Raw genomic sequence first — 21707 nt, 5'->3', positions numbered from 1 at the left:
CGCCTGTGAGGTCGGCACCCTGGGCATGTCGGACGTACGGCAGGGGCTGGCCACCTGCGTCGGCCGCGCACTCGAACGCAGTGGCGTGCCCGGTGCGGCGGTCACCGCGGTCTCCTTGAGCGCGTCGGCTCTGCGCGGGCTGAGAGCGGCCGAGGAGGCCGGCGTCCGCAGCGCCCTGGGCGTCCCGCTGCCTGCGCAGCTCAGGACGGCGATCCTGCTGGGCGAGAGCTTCAGTGCCACTGCCGCACTGCAGCTGGCGGACGTGCTCGCGGCCTGGCGAACCGCTCCCGTCGTGGCGGGCGCGGTGGCTCTGGTCGTCGTCACCGGCGACGACGGGAACGTCGGCTGCCTGGTGCTGCGCCACCCCGCCGGCTAGGCCGGCACTGAGAAGAGACCGGCCCGGAGAGCCTGCTCGCACTCTCCGGGCCGGTTTCCTGCTGTCTGAGTCGGTTCTAGGAGACCGCCCGCAGTGCGCGCTCGCGCTCCCCGGGCTGGTCGGGCACGCGGGCCATCGCCAGGCGCAGCAGCGGCGGTGCCATCAAGGACGTGATGACGGCGACCAGGATGAGGATGGTGTAACTCGCGGTGTTCAGCACGCCGAGCCGCAGGCCCACCATCGCGACGATCACCTCGATCACGCCCCTGGCGTTCATCCCCGCTCCCAGCGCGAGGGCCTCCCAGCGCGTGAGGCGGCTGCTCAGCGCGCCGATGAAGGCGCCGACGAACTTGCCGGCGATCGCGATCGCCACCACCGCCAGGGCGGCCAGCAGGATGGCTGAGTCGCCGAGCGCCGTCAGATCCATGCGCAGCCCTGCTGTGGCGAAGAAGATCGGGGCCAGGACGGCCAGCACGACCGTGCGCAGCGGCGCGAGGAGACTCAGGTCGAAGCCGGGTGCCTGGCCGATGAGAATGCCGACGATGAAGGCGCCGAAGACCGCCTCCAGCCCGAGGGCGTGAGTGGCGGCGGCGCCGCCAAGAAGCAGGACCGTCACGGCGGCCACCGCCGGCCCCGGCGAACCCGGCCTGCTGACCGGCCGCAGGAGGACCCCGACGGCCGTACGCCCGACCGTGACGGCCAGTAAGACGAAGATCGCCAGGGCGACCAGGGACTGGACGATGCCGCCCGCGCGCAAGCCGGTGGTCGCCATGGCGGAGACGACCGACAGCATCAGCCAGCCGAAAACGTCGTCGATCGTGCCCGCGGCCAGGGTGAGCTGACCGACCTCGCGGTGCAGCAGGTTCATGTCCATCAGCGTCTTGGCGATCACCGGGATGGCGCTGACGCACATCGCGACGCCGAGGAACAGGACGAAGACCGTCCTGTCGCCCTGCGCGGCCATGAGCGAGCCGGGCAGCAGGAACCCCACTCCGACTCCGCAGAGCAGCGGCACCACGAGTCCGGCGGCGCTGACCCTGACGGCCGTCGTGCCCTTGCGCTTGATCAGGTCGAGGTCCAGGTGCATGCCGGTGATGCCGACCAGTAGCAGGACACCGATCTGGCCGACCGCGTCGAGCATGTGGAACTGGGCGGCGTCCCTGGGCAGCAGCCAGTCCGACACCCCCGGCGCGACGTGGCCGAGCAGGGACGGGCCGAGCAGGACGCCGGTGCCCAGCTCGCCCACCAGCGCGGGCATGCCGAACCGGGTGGCGATCCTGCCGAGGACCAGTGCGACCAGCAGGAGCAGCCCGGCCTGGAGCAAGAAGAGCAGGAGACTGTCCGCCGCGATGGGCGGCACCGGATTGGTGACGTGCATGATCAGCAGCTCCTAGTCAGCGCCCGCCGGCAGTGTGCACGACTTCGCCGTTGATGTTGCCGTTCGCCTCCGAGCACAGGAAGACGATGAGGCGTGCGACGTCGTCCGCCGTGCTCAGGCGCCCGCTCGGGGTCTCCCGCACGGCCTGCTCCAGGAGCACGGGGTCCACTGCCTCCAGGCTCTCCGTCAGCGTGCCGCCGGGCGCGACCACGTTCGCGAGGACTCCGTCGCGCGTCCACATCAGCCCGCGGACGAACCCGTGCAGCGCCGCCTTGGCCGCGCTGTAGAGCTCGGAACCGGGATTTCCGTGGGTCGCGGTGACGGAGGACAGCAGCACGATCCGGCCCCACCCTCGCTCCCGCATGCCGCCCAGCGCCTGGCGGACGGTCCACAGGTGGCCCTCGACGTTCTCGCGGAACAGCCCGAGCCAGTGGTCCATGGGGAAGTCCTGGTAGGGAGGGATGTCCTCGGGGTTGATCCACACCCACGACTGCGCGTTGGCCACGACGACGTCGACCCCGCCCCAGCGCTCCTCGACAGCCGACACGGCCTGCCTGATGGAGTCCGGATCGGCCAGGTCGTACGGCAGGGCGCACGCCCGGTCCTCGCCGCCCAGCTCCTCGACCACGCGCTTGGCCGCGGCGTCGGAGGTGTGATAGGTGATGGCGACCCGCGCCTGCTCCGCGGCGAAGACGCGGGCGGTGGCCAGGCCGATGCCCCGCGTGGCGCCGGTGATCAGTACCCGCTTGTCCGCCAAGCCAAGATCCATGTGACGTCCTTACGTTGGCATTGGGAGCCACCAATGTGCGGCAGCGGGCTCGAGAACGGCTTGGCACCCCCTGGTGCCGGACTCCAGAGGGCTTCTAGGGCGGGTCCCTACCGTCCGGAGCGGAGTTCACGACGCGACAGGGGAAGGCCGATGCTGCACGAAGAGCTCATGGAGATCAGGGACCCGGTGTTACGGAAGGTGCAGGACCATCCGTTCTGGTCCGGCCTTCGCGACGGCTCGCTTCCCGGCGAAGCCCTCGCCTATTTCGTCCAGCAGGACACCGGCTTCCTCCTGCCCGCCTACGCCCGCGCGCTGGCCCGATGCGCCGCGGCCGCTCCGGAGGACACCGACGCGTTCCTGCTCGGCCAGTCCGTGGCGGGCACACTCGAGGCCAAGGACCGGCTGCGCCAGGCCTACACCGGGCTGGCCGCCGAGCTCGGCCTGCCGGAGCTCGGCGAGCAGCTTCCCGTCGATCCGGCCACGCACGCGCACGCGTCCTTCTTCGCGGCCGCCACCGCGCGCTCCTTCTACGCCGGGATCGGCGCGTTGCTGCCCATGGTGTGGTTCAACGCCGAGGTGTCGGACAACCTGAAGCTCAACGCGGCGCCCGGCTCCCGCTATCTGCCGTGGATCGAGGTCTACCACCCGGGGGAGTCCTACCGCTACGCGGTGCAGGCGTTCCTGGACATGATCGACCGGGCCGGCGAGAGCTGCTCGGCCGCGGAGCGTCGGCTCATCGTCGAGCAGTTCTCCACCAGCATCCGTTACGAATGGGCCTTCGCGGAATGCTGCCTGCGGCAGCCCTCGTGGCCGGTTTGAGGAGAAAGGTCGCCGAATGACTACGGAAACCGCAATTCCCTACCCCTTCCCGTGGACACCGCCCATGGAGGTTCCCGAAGGGCTGCGTGGCCTGCGGAGCAAGGCTCTCGTCGAGGTCAAGCTGCCCAGCGGTGACACGGCGGTGATGGTGACGCGCTATAAGGATGTCAGGAAGCTCTTCGCCGACGAACGGCTGAGCAAGAACATCGCCAGGCCCGGTGTCGCGCGGATCTCCGCGGACAACGAGCTGTTCGTCGACCCCGAGATCGACGCCGACCCGCCGGACCACACCAGGATGCGCAGCCTGGTGACCAAGGCGTTCACGGCACGCCGGATCGAGCGGCTGCGGCCCTATGCGCAGGAGACCGTGGACAAGCTGCTGGACGAGATGGAGGCCGGGCCCAAGCCGGTCGACCTCAACGAGGCGGTCGCGTTTCCGCTCCCGATCCTGGTGATCTGCAAGCTGCTCGGCATCCCCCCGGAGGACAGGAACAGGTTCCGCCGGCTGGTGGACGGCTTCCTCTCGGTGACCAAGCTGCCCGCCGACGAGGTCGAGGAGTGCCGGAAGGGCCTGTGGGGCTATCTCGTCGAGCTGATCGCCGCCAAGCGGGCGGACCTGGGCGACGACCTGATCAGCGCCCTGATCAAGGTACGCGACGAGGACGACAACCGCCTGTCCGAGCACGAGCTGCACTTCTGGACGCAGAGCCTGCTCATCGCCGGCTACGTCACCACCGCCAGCCAGATCGGCACCGGGACCGCGGTGCTGCTCCACCGGCAGGACCTGGTCAAGGAGGTCCAGGCCGACTACTCGCTCGTGCCGTCGGCGGTGGAGGAGCTGCTGCGTACGCAGATCATGGGCTCGTCCATCGGGACCCTGCGCTACGCGCTGACGGACATCCCGCTGTCCGACGGCACGGTGATCAAGGAAGGCTCCAGCGTCCTGCTGTCCGAGGAGTCGGCCAACATGGACGAGACCGTGTTCAACGACCCCTTCACGCTGGACATCCGGCGTAAGGAGAACCACCACATGACCTTCGGCGCGGGGATCCACTACTGCGTCGGCGCGGCGCTGGCCCGGATGGAACTCCAGGTGGCGACCGAGACCCTGCTGAGGCGGTTCCCGAACCTGCGCCTCGCGGTGCCCTCGGACGATCTGCCCCGCGGGCTCGGCGGGTTCATGGAGGGCTTCAGCGAGATTCCGGTCACATGGTGACCACCCACCGCACCGCGCTCGTCACCGGAGCCAATCGGGGGATCGGCCGCGCGGTCGCCGCCGAGCTGCACCGCAGGAACCTGCGGGTGGTGGTGACGGCGCGGGACCCCGAGACGGCCCTCGCCACCGCCGCCGACATCGGTCCCGGCGTATGCCCGCACGTCCTGGACGTCACCGATCCCACCGGCGTCATGCTGTTGCGCAAGGAGATCGAGCACGTCGACGTGCTGGTGTGCAACGCCGGGGTCCTGCTCGACGCGCGCACCGACCCCCTCACCGCGCCGCTCGACCTCGTCGACCGGACGATGCGGGTGAACCTGCTCGGCTCGTGGCGGCTGGCCCAGGCTTTCGTCCCGCCCATGATCCGCCGTGGATGGGGCCGTGTGGTGTTGATCTCCAGCGGGACGACCGCCGAGTTCGGCGGAGCCCTCTTCGCCGGCGCCCCCGGCTATTCGCTCTCGAAGAGCGCGTTGAACGGGCTGACCACGATGCTGGCCGCCCAGTGCGAGGGCACGGGAGTGCTGGTGAACGCGGTCAACCCGGGACGCGTGCGTACCGACATGATGCCCAGCGGACACGTCACGCCAGAACAGGCCGCCCGGTTCATCGCCGACGTGGCGACCCTGCCGGCCGGCGGGCCGAACGGCAGCTTCCTCACCGAGAAACGTTAAGGAGACAGCATGGAATTCGACCTGTCCGGCAAGACGGCCGTGGTCACCGGGGCCGGAGCCGGCATCGGGCTGGCGGTCACGCAGAAACTGGTCTCGGCGGGCGCTGACGTCTTCGGCGGGGCACGCACCGTCACCTCGGACCTGCTGGCCACGACGCCGCACACCCTCGAAGTCGACCTTCTCGACCAGCAGGGCCCGCAGTCGCTGATCGACGCGGCGCTCGCCAAGTTCGGCGGCATCGACATCCTCGTCAACAACGTGGGCGGCGGCGTGAAGCTGGCCTCCGGCTTCCTGGACATCGACGACGACGTCTGGCAGCACACGTTCGAACTCAACGTTCTCACCACGATCCGGGCGACCCGGGCGGCGCTCCCCAGCCTGATCGAGCGGAACGGCTCGATCATCAACATCGGTTCGATGAACTCGAGCATGGTGGACCCGCGGCTCGGGCACTACTCGGCCGCCAAGGCCGCGCTCACCAACATCGGCAAGGCACTGTCCGCGGAGTTCAGCTCACGCGGCGTCCGGGTCAACACCATCTCGCCCGGGCCGGTCCGTACCCGGCTGTGGACGAATCCGGAGATGGCCCGGCGCGCGGGGATGACCCCGGAGGAGTTCGTCGCCACCGTTCCCAAGATGACGGGGCTCTCCACGGGGCAGATGATCGAGCCTGACGAGATCGCGACCCTGGTCGTCATGCTGGCGTCCGGCAAGGTCCGCAGCATCACGGGCGCGGAGGTCATGATCGACGCCGGTATGGCCCCTCCGGCTCACTACAATCGCCCCTCCTGAGGGCCACGCGCACGAGGCCGGCTCGCCGCCACGCGGCAAGCCGGCCTTGATCGTGCGGCTGTTCTCAGCTGCGGGGGGAGCGCGGTGGTCGTCGCCTCAGGCGGCGGCCGTGCTGCTCCCCGTGTCGATCCGTCTCCTGGGGCGTCTGGCGCCCTCACCGGTCCCGGGCTCGGCCGGCACGTAGAGATGGCGGCGCTCCTCGGGGAGCAGGCCACCCCAGATGCCGTGCTTCACCTCCAGCCGTACGGCGACGGCCAGGCACTGCTTGACCACCGGGCAGTCGCGGCAGATCGCCTTGGCGCGGTGGGCGGCGCTGTGGCCGGCGTCCTGGAAGAACAGATCGGGGTCGCTCTGCGCGCACCCGGCCCTGGTCGTCCAGTGCTCGCTGACGTGTGAACGCTCCAGCCGGGTGAGGGCGTCGTCGCCGGGGTGGGCCGGAAGGGTGAACGTCTTCATGTCTGCCCCCTCGTTTTTCACAGCGTGCACGCCGCAGCTCGACGCCTGTTCGATGCCTGCTGGACCTGCGTGGAGCGGCGTCCAGACGGTGTCGAGCGGGGGGAGTCACAATCCATCACCTGCAGGACACCGAAGGAGGGTGGCCGTGTTAGCTCGGCTTGCCAGAGGGCTCATCAAGTTCATCTGGGACGGCCTGGTGGGTGTTGGGCGCATCTCCGGGATGGCCCCGTTCCTGGTGATCCCCCCGGACAACCCGCCTCCGTCTCTTCCGGCGGGGCATCCGGAACAGCTCATCCCCGATGTGCCGCCGACCCCGGAGGAGGCCCGGCTCTGGAAAGAGCTGAACCAGCCCTGAGCTCGGAGCTCATCGACCGTGGCCCAGGTCGGCGCGTACCTGCTCCACGACCACCGGATCCATCTCCGCGGCCAGCGACAACGCCTCCGCGAGGGCCAGCTCCGCCGCCACCTGGTCGCCGGTGGCGGCGTGGGCCCCGCTGAGCTGGGTGAGCACCCGGACCTCGTACAGCGGAGCGTGGATCTTCCGGCAGAGCGCCAGCGCCTGGTCCAGATAGTGGACGGCCTTGTCCGGCTCGCCCTGCGCGGATGCGAGCTCGCCCAGCCCGGTGAACCCCTTGACCTCGGCCAGCCGCGACCGGGCGGTGCCCGCCAGGTCGATGCACCGGTCGAGCGCGGTGGCCGCGTCGGAGAACTCACCGCGGCGCAGTTGTGCGAGCGCCAGCTGGTGCAGCGCGTACGCCTCCCCGATGGGATCGTCCATCGCCCGCACCATCGTCAGCGACACCTGAAGCGCGTCGACGGCGCAGGGGAGCTCGCCCGCCTGGATGTAGGCGTCGCCGAGCCAGCACAGCACCTGCGCCTCCACCCGCTTGCTCCCGGCCGCGCGGCTGAGCCGGAGCGACTCGTCGAGCAGCCGCTTGGCCTCGCCTGGGTCGCGTAACTCCAGTCGCGTCCTGGCCAGGCTGTGCAGGACGAATGCCCCGGCGGCCAGGTCCCCGTTGGCGTGAAAGATCTTCAGCGCCCGGCGGTAACCGGCCTCGGCGGCGGTGAGCCGGCCGTACATCCGGTCCAGGAACGCCAGGTCGCGGATCGCCAGCGCCTCTCCCTGCTCGTTCTCCTCGGCCCTGAACATCTCGGCTGCCGCCTCGAAGTCGCGCCGGGCGTCGTCGAAGCGCTGCTCGGCGCTGTGCAGCGAGCCGAGCGAGTAGAGCATCGTGGCCTGGCCGCGTATGTCCCCGGCCTGGCGAGCGGCCTCCAGGGCGACCTCGTGGGTCTGCCGCCAGTCGTCGTAGTAGATGCGCGCCTCGAACAGCGTCACCGAGGTGATCGCCAGGTCCCAGCACAGCTCGACGAGCCCGGCCCTGGCGGCCTGCCGGATGGCGGCCACCAGCGTCACGCGCTCGCGCTCGAACCACTGCATAGGGGTCCCGATGATCGTTGCCATCTGCTCGGGCGGGGCCGGCCAGGACGGCGCCGCGCTGCTCACCTTGACGTAGTCGCCGCCGTACTCCAGGCTGTGCGCCTGCTGGGCGAGGGCGAGCAGGGCGCTGAGCACCCGGTTCAGCTCGGCCTTGCGTTCCACCGCGGACTCTTCCGCCACCACCCGCTCGCGTGCGAACACCCGGGTCAGCTCGTGCAGGTGATAGTGGGCGTGCCCCTCCTCCGTGCCGGACATCTCGATCAACTGGGCGTCGGACAGGTCGTCGAGCAGGTCCTGGGCCTCGGTGAGCGGCGCGTTGAGCAGCGCGGCCGCGATCCAGCCGGAGTAGTGGGTGAAGTCGAGGATGGCCAGCCGCCGCAGCAGGCGGCGCGCCGGTTCGCTCATGCTCTCGTACGTCAGGGCAAGGCTGGCCCGGATCCCCATTTCGCCGTACCTGAGCTCGTCGAGCCGCCGCGCCTCGTCGGCGAGCCGCTCCACCAGGTGGCCGATGGTCCAGTTGGGCCGGGCGGCGAGCCGGGCGCCGGCGATGCGCAGGGCCAGCGGCAGGTGGCCGCAGAGCTGCGCCAGGGCCGCGGCGGGCTCAGGATCGTCCTGGATGCGGGCGCTGCCGGCGATGCGCTTGAGTAGGTTGATCGACTGTTGCGACTCGAACGTCTCGATCTCGACGGACATGGCGCCGGGCAGTCCGACCAGGCGGCTGCGGCTGGTGACCATGACGGCGCAGTCCGGGTAGCCCGGCACCAGCGGGAGGACCTGGCTCTCGCTGCCGGCGTCGTCGAGGACGATCAGCATGCGCCGGTCGGACAGCATGGTGCGGTAGACCTCGGCCCGTTCCTCCAGGCCGTCAGGTATTTCCGTGCCCGGCAGGCCGAGTGCGCGGAGGAAACGTTCGAGCACCTGCTTGGGATGGACCGTGGGCGATGCGGCGCCGTGCAGGTCGGCGAAGAGCTGGCCGTCGGGGAACCTGTCGGCGATGGCGTGCGAGGTGTGTACGGCGATGGCGGTCTTTCCCACTCCGGGCTTGCCGTAGATGACCACAACCGGTACGGCGAGCTGGGAGTGGTCCGAGGTCAGCAGCCGTCGTATCGTCTCCACCTGCTGGCGGCGGCCGGTGAAGTCGGCGACGTCGCTGGGAAGTAATCGCGGTGTCCCGGAGGGCACGGCGGGCGGGGATTCGCGTGGGGGCGGGGGCGGTGCGGGGGCGTTGAGGCTCTCGTGCGAGGTGAGGATCGCCTGGTGTAACTGGCGGAGCTCCTCGTTCGGCTCCAGGCCCAACTCCTCGATCATGGTCTCTCGTGTGTGCTGGTAGACCTGTAACGCCTCCGCCTGCCGCCCGGAGCGATACAGCGCTGTCATGAGCTGGGCGCGTAACCGCTCCCGGAGAGGGTGCCTCTCGACGAGCTCGGTGATCTCGGCCACCAGCTCGCGATGCCTGCCCAGCTCGAGTTCGAGCTCGATGCATTCCTCGTTGATGGTGATCTGCCGCTCGGTGAACCTGGTCACCGCCGACCGGACCAGCCGGCTCTCGATGCCCTCCAGCGGACCGGTGCACAGGGTGAGCGCCTCGCGGTAGCCGCGCACGGCGTCGTCGAGCTGTCCGGCGTCGCGCGCGCGACGTGCTTCGGTGGCGAGCCGGCGAAATCGCTGCGCGTCGATCTGGTGGTCGTCGCAGCGGAAGATGTATCCCTGGGATTCGGTGGTGATGATGTGGGGGTACCCGTACGAGGCGAACAAGCGCCGCAGGGAGGAGATGCAGATCTGGATCTGCGCCCGGGACGTGGCCGGCGGGTCATCGCCGTAGATCGCCTCCATGAGCCGGCGGACCGAGACGACGCGTCCCGCCTCGAGCAGGAGGACGGCCAGAACCGTCTGCTGCCGAGGGCTGCCGAGGTCCAGCCGCTTCCCCTCTATCGTGATTTCCAAAGGGCCGAGGATCCGAATCTCCACCCCGTGTCTCCCGTTCAGCCCGGCGATGGCGTGCGAGCAGCCGACATCACTGGTGCGCCCATCACCGCCATCCGCGCAGGATAGGCCCCCTGACCGGCTGCGATAGAGGCCTGATGGATTGCCCCTTACTCGCGGAGTGTACAGCGCGGTGCATTTGGAAGCCAGATAAAACCTATTTCTTCGCGATCTGTTCGCGACGCGGTCGCCTCTCATGCCGCAGCGGCACTCCATTGTCCTGAACCAGTGTGAACACGTGAATGCGAAAACGGCCGCCCCTATGTCTTCGACCTGATGAGAAGGTCGGACCGAGGGGCGGCCGCCAGGCTTGTGCGGGGAGCGCCGGGTCAGTCCCAGGGGGTGCCTTCAGCGTGCACCGAGCCATGATTTGCCGACAGTGCGATCGAGCCGCCGGCAGGGAGGGCACCGGCCCATAGCATTCCTGCCGAGAGGGCCGCGGACAGAGCGAGCGGGATGATGCTTTTCGAAAGACGACGCCACATCATGTTTTACCTCGCGTTAACAATTGGGGCGCCTGCCGCCGCCCGGCCGGCTGCCTGTGATCTGAAGCTAAGAGCGCCCTCCATCCATTCATTATCCGTTCCCTTCTCGGGCGGCATCCTCCCAGGTCAGGGTGGAGATTGGAGAGATAGGCCGACTGGGGGCGGACGAATAGGGCGATGTCGTGAGTTGGCCTCGTGTTACCTCCGCATGGCCCCCCGGACCGCCCCTCGGGCGTCTCCATGGCCACGAAGCAGGAGAAAGAGAAGGAGTATCGGGCCTGGACCGGCGCATAACTGATCGATTACATTCCCGGAGCTGCGCGCCTCCTTGACTGCGAACATCACCACGCGGATCCCGGATTAAATCGCCGCATATCCCGTCAGGGCGAGTTGTGAGAAGCGTGACCATGTCGGTTACGATGACAACTGCCGGCTGTCATGGGCGGTCCACTTCGGTGTTCCGGTCGCGCCCGGCGAGATAGCGTTATCATCGAGGTGGCCCGCCGGCTGCGGGCCGATTTTCCGGCGAGAATCGATCGCTATTTCGCTCGTGGCGCCCGCGCAAAAGCCGACAATGTACGGCTGGGCGGCCGCGATGGCTCTCGGGGAAATCGCGGTCGATTTTCCGGAGGCCGGTCGGGGCCAGTGCGTGTCGTGCGCGAGCTCCTCGAAGAGGGCCTCATCTCCGGCCACGTAACGATCAACGTGCTGATGCGGACTATGTGAACAGCTGATCGAGCGCACGTGCGCCGCCCGGCAGGTGCGCCGCCCCTCGCTATTCATCGATGTAATGCGACGTTTCCGCTGTTCAGCCGCATAGTGCTCGCAACTGCCCGATGCCGGTGCAAAGGGCTCGCTCATAGCTCGAGCCCGCATGCTAATCAGCCGGTCAGGCGATAACCGGGAGGCTGCGAACTGGGCTTGCAGTATTCATCGGAGCTGTTCCGCGACACGATGCCCGACTTGTCGCGTGAGGTTTGCGCGCGGTCGCGCCTCGTGTTGGATCGCGAGCCGGGACGGAAATGGTTCTCAGCTTCCCGGCTGCCGCCGAGCGTGCCATGCCCGGCGTCTCCGCGGACCAGATCTATGGACGAACCGCAAGCCGTCGAGAAGGCGTCTACCGGTCCATCCGCACAACGACCGCGGCACAGGCCGGGTACGGGCGGAGCGGTCCCTACCGGCCCGGGTAAGAAGGGCTCCTGTGCGGCAACGCTGAAGGGGCCGGCAACGTGTGCCAGATCACTCTTACGCCGGTCTTGTTGACGCCCGGACTTGACCTTGGTAACGCGCCTCCGACATCCTCTATATCCGGCGTTCCACCGAATTACTGGTGCATCCGCGCCACTCCGCGGGCAGAGATCTCGCGTGCGCCTCGGTCTTCCGCTCACCTCAGGACGCGATCAAGAGCGGCGTCGGAGCCCTGGCGTGCGAGGCGGCCTGGCAGGACCGGTGCATGGGATCCGCGAGACGCCCGGTGCGAGATCGTGCTCCGGCCATCTCCGTCCGGCCACGCGGCGGCGACGGCCGGCAGGCGAATAGCGGCTGGAAGGCACAAGGATAGAAGGCGTCGGGATGGTGAAGACATGAATATCTCTGCGCAGGTGCTCGACGGAGTGTATGGCCGGCCGGCGTCGGGCCTGCGAGTGCGTTTGGAGCAGTCAGTCAGCGGATTCTGGGACGACATCGGCAGAGCTGAGACCGACGGCGAGGGGAACGTCAGCAAGTGGGCCGAGTCGAGGCTGTCCCGCGGGCTGTACCGGGTTGTGTTCGACAGCGACTACTACTTCTCCGGGCTCGGCATTGAGGCGATCTATCCGGAGATCGTGGTCGTGTTCCGGATCCGCGAGGAGTCCGGCGTCTGCCAGATTTTGATCATGTTGTCTCCGAGCACGTACTCCACGTACTTCGGCACCAGAAGCTGAACACCCGGGCCCGACGCGCTAGGCGCGGCGCCGGGCGCGGTAGGCGGCCACGTGCATGCGGTTGCCGCACGTCCGGCTGTCGCAGTACACCCGGGACCGGTTGCGGGACTCGTCGACGAAGACGCGGTCGCAGTCGGGGGCCGAGCAGGTGCGCAGCCGTTCGGTCTCGCCTTCCACCAGCAAATGTGCCAGGGCCACCCCGCAGTCGGCCGCCACGTGCTCGGCCAGGGTCGCGTCGGCGGCGAAATAGTGCATGTGGAGCGGGTGGCCGTCGTGTTCCGTCATGCGGGGCGTGATCCGCGTATCCGACAGCAGAGCGTTCAGCGTGCGGACCGCCGTGGGCTGGTCCGGGGCGGTGAAGACGCGGTGGAACGCCTCGCGCACCATTCGCACCTGTCCCAGGTCGCGGGGCGTCAGCTTGGTGACGCCGCTGATCTGGCGGGATTCCACGAACGCCTGCAATTCGGCCAGGCCGGCCAGGCCCTCGTCACCGCCTGTGGACGGTGAGGTGTTGACCAACTCGACAACGGTGGCCAAAGAATGCACCATGTCATGGCCAAACGGCATGTTGACTCCTGTCCGTGCCGGGTTCTAGCGTGGTCGCACTGTATCTCCTGCGTGGGCGTTCGGGGGTCTCCGTGAGTACACATCGCCGTATCGTGCTGATCGCGATCGCCGGTGCGCTCATCATTTCCACCTCCGGTCCCTTGGTCCGTCTCTCAGGTGTATCGCCCGCCACGTCAGCGTTGTTCCGCTGTGCGTACGCCGTGCCGCCCATGCTCGTGCTGGCCTGGCTGGAGCGGCGCAGGCTCGGGCCGCTGCCGATCAAGGGGCGGGTGCTCGCCTGGCTCGCAGGGGTGGTGTTCGCGCTCGACCTGCTCTTCTGGCACCACGCGATCGACTACGTGGGCGCGGGGCTGGCCACCGTGCTGGGGAACCTGCAGGTGTTCATCGTGGCGTTCGCGGCGTGGGCGTTGTTCCGGGAGCGGCCGTCCACGCGGTTGATGATCGCCACGCCGGTGGTGTTCGCCGGGGTGGTGCTCATATCCGGGATGTTCGACAGCGCCGCCTATGGGAGCGATCCGGTCATGGGGGTGTGGGCGGGGATTGCCACGTCTATCTCTTACGCGGCGTTTCTGCTGCTGATGAAGGCTGGGCCCGAGCGGGCAGCCGGGCCGCTGGCGCACGCGACCGTGGTCGCCACCGTGGCCATCGCCCTGCTCAGCCCGCTCTTCGGGGGCGCCGACCTCGTGCCCGTCTGGCCGGCGCACGGATGGCTGCTGCTGCTCGCGCTGGGGCCGCAGGTGCTGGGCTGGTCGCTGATCACGTTCTCGCTGCCGCGCCAGCCCGCCGCGCTCACCGCGTTGCTGCTGCTCATCCAGCCCATGACGACCGTGGCGCTGTCGGCCGTGGCGCTCGGCGAGCGGCCGTCGGTCCTGCAGCTCGCCGGGTGCCTGGTGATCATCCTCGGCGTTCTGTACGGCTCCCTCAGCCGTTCCCGGGCCCGCGAGGTCCACGACGAAGAGCTGTCGAAGGTCGCGTGAAGCGGCCTCAGCCCGCCTCGGCCGGCGTCGAGGAGCAGGAGGAGCAGGTGCCGAAGACCTCCACCGTATGGGTGATCTCGGTGAAGCCGTGCTCGCTCCCCACGGCCTCCGCCCACCGCTCGACCGCGGGACCGGCCACCTCCACCGTGTGGCCGCACCGGCGGCAGACCAGGTGGTGGTGATGGACCTCACTGGCACACGCGCGATAGACCGACTCGCCCTCGTCCGTGCGCAGCACGTCGACCTGCCCGCCGTCGGCCAGGGCCTGCAGGGCGCGGTAGACGGTGGTCAGGCCTATCTTGGCGCCGTGCAGGCGCATCTCGGCATAGACGTCCTGCGCGCTGCGGAAGCCCTCGCTCTTGCGGAGGGTGTCGTGCACGGCATTGCGCCTCGTCGTCATGCGGCCTCCTCCACGGGCATCTTTGGTCGCTCGCTCACTGTCGACTCCTGGGTTCGGCCTCGCCGTACGAATCTACCGATCCCGAGCGCCAGGACGAAGCCGACGAGAGCCAGAAGCACGATCGCCGCCCCTGGAGGCACCTTGGCCGAGTAGGTGGAGGCCAGCAGGCCGCCCACCGAGGCGAGCACCCCGAACAGCATGGCCAGCCCCATCGTGGTGCGGAACCCCCGCGTGAGCTGCTGGCTGGTGGCCACGGGGATCACCATCAGTGCGCTGACCAGCAGCAGGCCGACCACGCGCATGGCGATCACCACGGTCAGCGCGGCCGTGACCGCGATCAGCAGGCTGAGGAAGCGTACGGGCAGGCCACTCGCCCTGGCCATCTCCTCGTCCTGGCAGAGCACGAACAGCTCCCTGCCGAAGATCACGACCACCGCGATCACGGCGACCGCCAGCGCGGCGATGACCCAGATGTCCTGGGGGGTCACGCTGGCGATGGCGCCGAACAGGTACGAGTTCAGCTTGGCGTTGCTGCCGCCGGGCGCGATGCCCATGAGCATGACGCCGCCCGCGATCCCGCCGTAGAACAGCAGCGCGAGCGCCACGTCGCCGCTCGTCCGCCCACGGGCCCTGACCAGCTCGATGGCCACCGCCCCGACGACCGAGACGATCACGGCCGTGAGCACGGGCGTCGTGCCCGTCAGGAAGCCCAGGGCCACGCCGGTCAGCGCCACGTGGCCGATGCCGTCGCCCAGCAGCGCCAGCCTGCGCTGCACGATGAACGTCCCCACAGCGGGGGCGCACAGGCCCACCAGCAGCGCGGCGACCAGGGCGAGCTGGAAGAGCTGCTCCTGAAGAAGATCCATGATCATAGCGACCCCTCCTGCGGGCCGGTGCCCTGCCAGCCCGTCAGCGGTCCCACGGCCGGGGCGGCGGCGTGCGGGTGCTGGTGTTCGTGGCCGGGCCTGGCGCAGTCGCCCTCAGGCCGCGGCGGGCGGCCGTCATGCGCGACGCGGCCCTCGCGGATCACCACGCCGCGCGTGATGATCGGTTCCAGCGGCCCCAGCTCGTGCGCGACCAGCACCACCGTCTTGCCGTCGAGCACCAGCCCGGCCAGCGTGTCGGCCAGCAACTGCTGCGTCTCGGCGTCCACACCCGCCGTCGGCTCGTCCATCACGTACGTGTCCGGCTCCCCGGCCAGCGCCCTGGCGATGAGCACCCGCTGCTGCTGCCCACCGGACAGCGACTGGACGGGGTCGTTCGCGCGGTCGGCCAGCCTGACGGCCTCCAGCGCGCCGGCCACGGCGGCCCTGTCGGCCGGGCTGGTCCTGCGGAGCCGGCTCTGCCTGGCGATGCGGCCAGAGGCCACGACCTCCCGCACGGTGGCGGGCACGCCGCCGCCGACGTGCAGCCGCTGCGGCACGTAGCCGATGCGCCACCAGTCACGGAACTTGCCGGGCGGGGACCCGTACACCAGCGTCGAGCCGCCGGTCAGCGGCGTGAGGCCGAGCAGGGTGCGGACCAGGGTCGACTTGCCCGAGCCGTTGGCGCCCAGGAGGGCGACGACCTCCCCTGGGCAGACGGTCAGGTCGATGCCCCGAAGGACGGGCTTGCCATCGAAGGAGACCCGGCCGTCGGTCATCGCGAAGGCCGTTTCGCTCATGCCGTACACCCCAGTGCTGTTTGTAGGGTTTTGAGGTTATCGCGCATGGAAGACAGGTAGTCGCCGGAGGGCTTGCTCTCCAGCGGGTCGAGCACGGCCGTCTTCGCGCCGACCTCGTTCGCGAGCACCTCGGCCACCTTGGGGCTGACCAGGGACTCCGTGAAGATCGTGGTCACGCCCTCGGACTTGGCGAGCTTGGCTACCTCGGAGATGCGCGTGGGCGACGGCTCCTGCTCCGGGTCGAGTGTGATGCCGACCTGCTTGAGCCCGTACCGGTCCGCCAGGTAGCCGAACGCCTCGTGCGAGGTGACCAGCGTCTTGGTCTTGCACGCGCTCAGGCCCCTGGCGAACTCCTGGTCGAGCGTTCCGAGCGCGCTCGCCGTCTTGGCGGCGCGGTCCTTGTACGCCTGCGCGTGCGCCGGATCGGCGCCGGCCAGGCGCTCACCGAGCTTGGTGGCGACAGTGGCCAGGCGGGACGGGTCGAGCCAGAGGTGCGGGTCGTACGAGACCTCATGCTCCTCGCCCCCCTGCGAGGGGAGGGTCTTGACGGCTGTGGCGGCGTCGAAGCTCTTGTCCGCGTCCACCGCGTCGTCCACGGCCGGTTGGACGCCCTTGATGTAGACGGTGAGTGCGGCCTTCTGGAGCTCGCTCACCTGCTGGATGCCCAGCTCCAGGTCGTGCGGCTCCACGCCGGGCGCGGTCAGGACCGTAACGTGCGCGTCGGATCCCCCCACTTGCTCGGTCAGCCACTGGATCGGGTAGAACGCGGCGACCACCTCGGGCTTGCCGTCCGCGGCGGCGGTCCCGGCGGAGCCGGATCCGCAGGCGGCGACGGTGAGGAGGGCGGCCCCGGCCAGCAAACCGGCAGCGTGCGACCGGGAAAATCCTGACATCATGTGAGTCAGTATGCGCCAAAATGAAAATGGTTGTCAAAGTGCTTTGCGACGGCTCCCCAGCGACCGAGCCCCCTCCACGAAGCGGAGGCCATGAACAGGGGATGCCGGACGGTGGGCTGGGGGCCAGGCGGCACCGTTCGGCATCCCGCCATCACCCCGGTGAACGCGCGTCGGCTGAGCCATAGCCGACGCCCGAAGTGATGTCCAGGCGGCGCTCGCCGGTGTAGACGTTCATCGAGTTTCCGCGCAGGAACCCGATGAGCGTCAGCCCCTCCTCGGCGGCCAGTTCGACCGCGAGCGACGACGGCGCCGAGACCGCGGCGAGCGCCGGGATACCGCCCATGACCGCTTTCTGCACCAGCTCGAACGAGGCCCGGCCCGACACCATCAGCACGGTGCCCCGCAGCGGGAGCCGGCCGTCGCGCAGCGCCCAGCCGAGCAGCTTGTCCACCGCGTTGTGCCGGCCCACGTCCTCGCGCACGCACAGGGGCTCGCCGTCGGCCGTGAACAGGCCGGCCGCGTGCAGGCCCCCGGTCCTGTCGAACACCCGCTGGGCCGCACGCAGCCGGTCCGGCAGGGTGACGACGGTGGACTGCGCCAGCTCGACCGGGTCGTCGCCGGCGCTCCAGCGAGCCACTGTGCGCACCGCCTCCAGCGACGCCTTGCCGCAGACGCCGCAGGAGGACGTGGTGTAGAAGTTGCGCGGGGCGGGCGCCTCGACGCCGGGCGCCAGCCGTACATCCAGGACGTTGTACGTGTTCCCGCCGTCCACCGTCGCGCCCGCGCAGTAGCGGATCGTGGCGATGTCGTCCGCCGAGCCCACGGCCCCCTCGCTGACCAGGAATCCGGCGGCCAGGTCGAAGTCGTCCCCGGGCGTACGCATGGTGACCGTCAGCGGTGTCCCGTCGAGGCGGATCTCCAGCGGCTCCTCGGCGGCCAGCGAGTCGATCCCGCGGGTGCGGGCCGTGTCCTTGACCCTCAGGATCCGTCTCTTGACGGCGACCCTAGACATAGCCGTACCCGAAGCGGCCCTTGACGCACAGGTTGCCCTTGGTCACCGGGTTGTCGTGCGGCGAGGTCACCTTGACGATCTTGTTGTCCTGCACGTGCAGGGTCAGGTTGCAGCCGACCCCGCAGTAGCTGCAGATCGTGGTGGTCTCCGTCTGCTCGGACTCGTCCCAGGTGCCCTCGGCCCGCATGTCGAACTCGGTCTTGAACGACAGCGCGCCCGTCGGGCACACCTCGACGCAGTTGCCGCAGTAGACGCAGGCCGAGTCGGTGAGCGGGGCGTCGAACTCCGTGGAGATCGTCGCATCGAAGCCCCGGCCCGCGACGCCGATGGCGAAGGTGTTCTGCCACTGGTCGCCGCAGGCGTCCACGCACTTGTAGCAGAGGATGCACTTGCTGTAGTCGCGTACGTAGAGGTCGTTGTCCACCTTGGCGGGCTGTTCCACCTTGGCCGCCTCGTCGCCGAACCTGGCGGGGTCGGCGCCGTACTCGGCCACCCATTCGGCGGCGCGAGGCGTGGTCGACATGTCCACGGAGGAGCCGAGCAGCTCCAGCACCACCTTGCGGCTCTGCCTGGCGCGCTCGGTGTCGGTGCCGACTTTCATGCCCGGTTCGGCCTTCCTGGAGCAGGCGGGTGCCAGCGTCCTGGCGCCCTCCACCTCCACGACGCAGACGCGGCAGGCGTTCTTCGGGGTCAGCGTGTCGCCGTAGCAGAGGGTCGGGATGTCCTTCCCGGCCGCCTGACAGGCGTCGAGGATCGTCGAGCCCTCCGGCACGCGTACGTCCTCGCCGTCGATCTGGACGTCGATGAGCCGCCGGGGCGGCTGAAGCGGGATCATTTGAACACCCCCAGGCGGTCGATGGCGGATTCGACGGCGTTCCATGCGGTCTGTCCCAGGCCGCAGATGGAGGCGTCGCGCATGGTCTGGCCGACCTCGCGCAGCAGCACGAGATCGTCCTCGGAGACGCGGCGCGACAGGCGGTGCAGAGCCTCCTCCTGCCGTACGGTGCCCACCCGGCAGGGCACGCACTGGCCGCAGGACTCGTCGCGGAAGAACTCCGCGATGCGCAACAGCAGCCGTTTCATGTCCACGGTGTCGTCGATGACGAGCACCACGCCGGAGCCGAGCGTGGCCCCCGCGTTCCTGGTGCCCTCGAAGGTGAGCGGGATGTCCAGGTCGGTGACGAACGCGCCGGCCGCGCCGCCGAGCAGCACCGCCCTGGTCGTGCCCGTGGTCCCGGCCATCTCCAGCAGTTCACGCAAGGTGGCGCCGAACGTCAGCTCGTACACGCCGGGCCGCTCGACCGCGCCCGAGACGCAGAACAGCTTGGGCTCGGCCGCCGCGTACGCCTGGGCGCCGCGCTCCAGGATCGGCAGCACGTTGACCAGCGTCTCGACGTTGTTGACCACGGTCGGCTTGCCGAACAGCCCCTTCTCCACGGGGAACGGTGGCTTGCTGCGAGGCTCGCCGCGCTTGCCCTCGATGGAGTTGAAGATCGCGGTCTCCTCGCCGCAGATGTACGCGCCCGCACCCCTGCGCAGCTCGATGTCGAATGACAGCCCCTTGCCGAGGATGTCGTCGCCGAGCAGGCCCCGCGCGCGGGCGGTCGCGATGGCGTGCTGGAGGCGCGCGGTCGCACGGGGATACTCGCCTCTGATGTAGAGGTAGCCCTTGGCGCAGCCGGTGGCGTACCCGGCGATCGTCATCGCCTCCACCAGCGCGTACGGGTCGCCCTCCATGATGACCCGGTCCTTGAACGTGCCCGGCTCGCTCTCGTCGGCGTTGCACACCAGGTAGTGCGGGTGGTCGGGCTGCCGCGCGGTGGCGTCCCACTTGCGGCCGGTCGGGAACGCCGCGCCACCCCTGCCGACCAGCCCCGACTCCAGCACCTCCCGGATCACCCCGGCCGGGCCGAGCTCGAACGCCCGCCTGAGCGCGGTGTAGCCGCCGGCCGCCCGGTAGTCGTCCAGGCTCCCGGGATCGGCCGTGCCGACCCGCCTGAGCAGCACCAGCCCGTCCTGCCCGGCCTGCGGCACCGCCGCCGCCACCGGGGCGTCGCCCGCGACGTCGAGGCTGGGCGTGCTGCCGTTGGGGCTCGGTGTGCCGGCGATCGTGTCGGCGTGCGCGGGGGCGTACACCTGGGCCTTGGGGGGAGTGCCCGCTTCCAGGGCGAGCGCGGCGGGGGCGCGTTCGCACAGGCCCAGGCAGGGGCTCTCGTGCCACGACCGGCCCTGCGGGCCGAGCGCCTCCTCGACCCGCCTGCGTACGTCCTCCCCGCCCTTCGCCTGGCAGGCCAGGTCGGTGCAGACGTGCAGCACGCGCCTCGGGCGCGGCTCCATGGAGAACAGCGAGTAGAACGTGGCCACCCCGTACGCCTCGGCGGGCGGCACGGTGAGGCGGCGGCAGATGTACTCGAGCGCGCCCTCGCTGATCCACCCGACCCGGTCGTTGACCGCGTGCAGGACGGGCAGCAGCAGGTCGCGCTGCGACTCGGCGCGGGCGGCGACCCGCAGGTCGGTCTCGGTCCTCGAACCGCCATCCCATGCGGTGGCGGGCGGTCCGAGCAGGGCGTCGACGGCCGCGCGCTCCTCCTCGGACGGCTCGGCGCCGCGGAACCTCAGATCCATCTGATCACCCGGCCTTCACGAGCTTCTCGACGCGTACGGCTGCCGCCTTGAACTCGGCCGTGCCCGCGATCGGGCAGGTGGCCTCGATGGTGAGCGAGTTGGTGTCCACCTCGTCCGGGAAATGCATGGTCATGAACACCAGCCCCGGCCGCAGGGCGGGGTCGATGAACACCGGCGCGACCACCGACCCGCGCCGAGAGCTGATCCGCACCTCCTCGCCCGCGACGACGCCGAGGCGCTCGGCGTCCTCAGGGCAGAGCTCCACCGTCTCGCCGCGGCGCAGGGGAGAGGCGAACCCGGACGACTGCACGCCCGTGTTGTACGAGTCGAGCCGTCTCCCGGTCGTCAGCCGCAGCGGATATTCCTCGTCCAGCAGGTCCACCGGCGGCGAGTGGCGCAGCAACGCGAACGGCGCCGGCACGCCCCGCTTGACCGGGTCGCTCTCCCACAGCCTGCCGTGCAGGTAGGGCGGCTCCAGCGCGTCCTCGGACGGGCAGGGCCACTGGATGCCCTGCAGCTCGGCCAGTCGCTGGTAGGTCATGCCCTTGTGCTGGGGCGACAGGGCGCGCAGCTCGTTCCAGACCTCCTCCGCGCCGTCGTAGTGCCAGTCGTGGCCCAGCCTGCGGGCGATCTCGCACATGATCCAGATGTCGTCGCGCGCCTCGCCCGGCGGTTCCAGGGCCTTGCGCACCCGCTGGACGCGGCGCTCGCTGTTGGTGAACGTGCCGTCCGCCTCGCACCAGGCGGCGCTGGCGGGCAGCACGACGTCGGCCATCTGGGCGGTCTTGGTGAGGAAGATGTCCTGCACGACCAGGTGGTCGAGCATGGACAGGCGCTTGATGCAGGCCAGCGAGTCGGCCTCGGACTGCACGGGGTTCTCACCGATCAGGTAGCAGGTGGTCACCTCGCCCTCGGCCATCGCCTCCAGCATCTCGGTGAGGTTGAAGCCGTACTGGGGCTGGATCTCCCTGCCCCACGCGCTCTCGAAGCGGGCCCTGACGTCCGGGTCGAGGATGTCCTGGAAGCCCGGCAGGCGGTTGGGGATGGCGCCCATGTCGCCGCCGCCCTGCACGTTGTTCTGGCCGCGCAGCGGCGACAGGCCGGAGCCGTAGCGGCCGACGTGGCCGGTGAGCAGGGCCAGGTTGATGAGGGCCCGTACGTTGTCCGTCGCGTTGTGGTGCTCGGTGATGCCGAGCGTCCAGCACAGCTGGGCGCGGTCGGCGCGGGCGTAGGCGTGGGCCAGCTCGCGGATGGCGTCCGCC

At 69.7% G+C, this 21707-nt stretch carries 22 protein-coding genes; 8 read left to right on the top strand and 14 right to left on the bottom strand.

Going from position 1 to position 21707, the window contains the following annotated elements; all coding sequences use genetic code 11:
• Nucleotides 1–376 (top strand): hypothetical protein (locus AB0J09_RS26595; RefSeq protein WP_360696463.1); only part of this gene is annotated, 376 nt, incomplete at its 5' end.
• A 76-nt stretch (nt 377–452) separates the two neighbouring features.
• On the opposite strand, the gene AB0J09_RS26590 is transcribed toward AB0J09_RS26595, so the two are convergent.
• Nucleotides 453–1754, bottom strand: a complete 1302-nt coding sequence (locus AB0J09_RS26590; protein ID WP_360696461.1) for a cation:proton antiporter — start codon at nt 1752–1754, stop codon at nt 453–455.
• 16 nt (nt 1755–1770) lie between these two features.
• The gene (locus AB0J09_RS26585; RefSeq protein WP_360696458.1) at nt 1771–2523 is read right to left on the bottom strand and encodes an SDR family oxidoreductase; all 753 of its coding nucleotides are present in this window, start codon (nt 2521–2523) and stop codon (nt 1771–1773) included.
• A gap of 150 nt (nt 2524–2673) precedes the next feature.
• Between AB0J09_RS26585 and AB0J09_RS26580 the strand changes: the two genes are divergently transcribed.
• From AB0J09_RS26580 to AB0J09_RS26565, 4 genes are all read left to right on the top strand, one after another.
• On the top strand, nt 2674–3342 hold the full coding sequence (locus AB0J09_RS26580) for a TenA family transcriptional regulator (RefSeq protein WP_360696455.1): 669 nt from the start codon (nt 2674–2676) through the stop codon (nt 3340–3342).
• A 64-nt stretch (nt 3343–3406) separates the two neighbouring features.
• A complete protein-coding gene (locus tag AB0J09_RS26575) occupies nt 3407–4558 on the top strand; it encodes a cytochrome P450 (RefSeq protein ID WP_360696452.1) in 1152 nt (383 codons plus the stop codon).
• Nucleotides 4552–5229, top strand: coding sequence for an SDR family NAD(P)-dependent oxidoreductase (locus AB0J09_RS26570; RefSeq protein WP_360696449.1), 678 nt, complete (start codon nt 4552–4554; stop codon nt 5227–5229). Before AB0J09_RS26575 ends, AB0J09_RS26570 begins: the two co-directional genes overlap by 7 nt.
• A 9-nt stretch (nt 5230–5238) precedes the next feature.
• A complete protein-coding gene (locus AB0J09_RS26565; RefSeq protein ID WP_360696446.1) occupies nt 5239–6021 on the top strand; it encodes an SDR family oxidoreductase in 783 nt (260 codons plus the stop codon).
• 96 nt (nt 6022–6117) lie between these two features.
• Here the strand turns inward: AB0J09_RS26565 and AB0J09_RS26560 are convergent, their stop codons facing one another.
• The gene (locus tag AB0J09_RS26560; RefSeq protein ID WP_360696443.1) at nt 6118–6477 is read right to left on the bottom strand and encodes a WhiB family transcriptional regulator; all 360 of its coding nucleotides are present in this window, start codon (nt 6475–6477) and stop codon (nt 6118–6120) included.
• Between the two features lie 145 nt (nt 6478–6622).
• Here AB0J09_RS26560 and AB0J09_RS26555 point away from each other — a divergent pair, with 145 nt between their 5' ends.
• Entirely contained in the window at nt 6623–6832 is a 210-nt protein-coding gene (locus AB0J09_RS26555; protein ID WP_360696440.1) for a DUF6059 family protein, read from the top strand.
• A gap of 9 nt (nt 6833–6841) precedes the next feature.
• Here the strand turns inward: AB0J09_RS26555 and AB0J09_RS26550 are convergent, their stop codons facing one another.
• Together AB0J09_RS26550 and AB0J09_RS26545 are read right to left on the bottom strand one after the other, a co-directional pair.
• Complete coding sequence (locus AB0J09_RS26550) at nt 6842–9859, bottom strand: BTAD domain-containing putative transcriptional regulator (protein WP_360696437.1); 3018 nt, start codon at nt 9857–9859, stop codon at nt 6842–6844.
• Nucleotides 9860–10797: 938 nt separating this feature from the next.
• Entirely contained in the window at nt 10798–11244 is a 447-nt protein-coding gene (locus AB0J09_RS26545) for a hypothetical protein (RefSeq protein WP_360696433.1), read from the bottom strand.
• Between the two features lie 722 nt (nt 11245–11966).
• Between AB0J09_RS26545 and AB0J09_RS26540 the strand changes: the two genes are divergently transcribed.
• A complete protein-coding gene (locus AB0J09_RS26540) occupies nt 11967–12305 on the top strand; it encodes a hydroxyisourate hydrolase (RefSeq protein ID WP_360696430.1) in 339 nt (112 codons plus the stop codon).
• Between the two features lie 18 nt (nt 12306–12323).
• Here AB0J09_RS26540 and AB0J09_RS26535 read toward each other — a convergent pair whose 3' ends face one another.
• Complete coding sequence (locus tag AB0J09_RS26535) at nt 12324–12851, bottom strand: CGNR zinc finger domain-containing protein (protein WP_360696469.1); 528 nt, start codon at nt 12849–12851, stop codon at nt 12324–12326.
• A 35-nt stretch (nt 12852–12886) separates the two neighbouring features.
• Here AB0J09_RS26535 and AB0J09_RS26530 point away from each other — a divergent pair, with 35 nt between their 5' ends.
• Nucleotides 12887–13849 carry a DMT family transporter gene (locus AB0J09_RS26530; RefSeq protein ID WP_360696428.1) on the top strand — a complete coding sequence of 321 codons (963 nt, stop codon included), beginning with the start codon at nt 12887–12889 and terminating at the stop codon, nt 13847–13849.
• A gap of 7 nt (nt 13850–13856) precedes the next feature.
• Here AB0J09_RS26530 and AB0J09_RS26525 read toward each other — a convergent pair whose 3' ends face one another.
• The 8 genes from AB0J09_RS26525 to AB0J09_RS26490 all read right to left on the bottom strand — a co-directional run.
• Nucleotides 13857–14249, bottom strand: coding sequence for a transcriptional repressor (locus AB0J09_RS26525; RefSeq protein ID WP_360696425.1), 393 nt, complete (start codon nt 14247–14249; stop codon nt 13857–13859).
• Entirely contained in the window at nt 14246–15118 is an 873-nt protein-coding gene (locus AB0J09_RS26520; protein WP_360696466.1) for a metal ABC transporter permease, read from the bottom strand. The genes AB0J09_RS26525 and AB0J09_RS26520 overlap by 4 nt, the downstream gene beginning before the upstream one ends.
• Nucleotides 15118–15912 carry a metal ABC transporter ATP-binding protein gene (locus tag AB0J09_RS26515; RefSeq protein ID WP_360696422.1) on the bottom strand — a complete coding sequence of 265 codons (795 nt, stop codon included), beginning with the start codon at nt 15910–15912 and terminating at the stop codon, nt 15118–15120. The genes AB0J09_RS26520 and AB0J09_RS26515 overlap by 1 nt, the downstream gene beginning before the upstream one ends.
• Complete coding sequence (locus AB0J09_RS26510) at nt 15909–16808, bottom strand: metal ABC transporter substrate-binding protein (protein ID WP_360696419.1); 900 nt, start codon at nt 16806–16808, stop codon at nt 15909–15911. The genes AB0J09_RS26515 and AB0J09_RS26510 overlap by 4 nt, the downstream gene beginning before the upstream one ends.
• Before the next feature lie 151 nt (nt 16809–16959).
• Nucleotides 16960–17820 (bottom strand): formate dehydrogenase accessory sulfurtransferase FdhD, encoded by an 861-nt coding sequence (gene fdhD, locus AB0J09_RS26505; protein ID WP_360696416.1) that lies wholly within the window; start codon nt 17818–17820, stop codon nt 16960–16962.
• Nucleotides 17813–18655, bottom strand: a complete 843-nt coding sequence (locus tag AB0J09_RS26500; protein WP_360696414.1) for a 2Fe-2S iron-sulfur cluster-binding protein — start codon at nt 18653–18655, stop codon at nt 17813–17815. The genes fdhD and AB0J09_RS26500 overlap by 8 nt, the downstream gene beginning before the upstream one ends.
• Nucleotides 18652–20445 carry an NAD(P)H-dependent oxidoreductase subunit E gene (locus AB0J09_RS26495; RefSeq protein WP_360696411.1) on the bottom strand — a complete coding sequence of 598 codons (1794 nt, stop codon included), beginning with the start codon at nt 20443–20445 and terminating at the stop codon, nt 18652–18654. Before AB0J09_RS26495 ends, AB0J09_RS26500 begins: the two co-directional genes overlap by 4 nt.
• 4 nt (nt 20446–20449) lie before the next feature.
• Nucleotides 20450–21707, bottom strand: a 1258-nt coding sequence (locus tag AB0J09_RS26490) for a molybdopterin-dependent oxidoreductase (RefSeq protein ID WP_360696409.1), incomplete at its 5' end; no start/stop codon positions are given.

It is taken from the genome of Nonomuraea sp. NPDC049784, assembly GCF_040659615.1.
Lineage (GTDB): Bacteria > Actinomycetota > Actinomycetes > Streptosporangiales > Streptosporangiaceae > Nonomuraea.
The sequence above is the reverse complement of the archived record's forward strand: the minus strand, read 5'-3'. Positions and strand labels throughout refer to the sequence as shown.